The 700-nt window shown below is 53.0% G+C and carries 1 rRNA gene; it reads left to right on the forward strand.

The features are described from left to right. Nucleotides 1-242 precede the first annotated feature (242 nt). Nucleotides 243-700, forward strand: a 16S ribosomal RNA gene (locus ACIPUB_RS20085); the annotation flags it as partial.

Consider the following 700-nt stretch of genomic DNA (forward strand, 5'->3'; position numbering starts at 1 on the left):
AGTTGCTCCAGAGCGAAGCGCCGGCAGGAAACGTTAGTCCGGGTCGTGGGTGTTGGAAGTGTCTGTTGTTTGAGAACTCAATAGTGTGCCAAGTTTGTTGATACCAATTTATTTATTTTATTGGTGAATGGTTTCAGGGTCCGCACCCCCGTGTGGATGCCTGGGGCAATTTGCCAGGATGTTTTGCTTGGTGCAACCCGGTCGATTTTTTCCAGTCGGCGTGTTGGTTGTGTCTGTATTTTTTTACGGAGAGTTTGATCCTGGCTCAGGATGAACGCTGGCGGCGTGCTTAACACATGCAAGTCGAACGATGACTTTTGTGCTTGCACAGAATGATTAGTGGCGAACGGGTGAGTAACACGTGAGTAACCTGCCCTTGACTCTGGGATAAGCCTGGGAAACTGGGTCTAATACCGGATATGCACCGTGGACCGCATGGTTCTTGGTGGAAAGATTTTTTGGTCAGGGATGGACTCGCGGCCTATCAGCTTGTTGGTGAGGTAATGGCTCACCAAGGCGACGACGGGTAGCCGGCCTGAGAGGGTGACCGGCCACACTGGGACTGAGACACGGCCCAGACTCCTACGGGAGGCAGCAGTGGGGAATATTGCACAATGGGCGAAAGCCTGATGCAGCGACGCCGCGTGAGGGATGACGGCCTTCGGGTTGTAAACCTCTTTCAGTAGGGAAGAAGCGAAAG

This window comes from Paeniglutamicibacter sp. ORCA_105, from assembly GCF_045798545.1.
Taxonomy (GTDB): domain Bacteria; phylum Actinomycetota; class Actinomycetes; order Actinomycetales; family Micrococcaceae; genus Paeniglutamicibacter; species Paeniglutamicibacter sulfureus.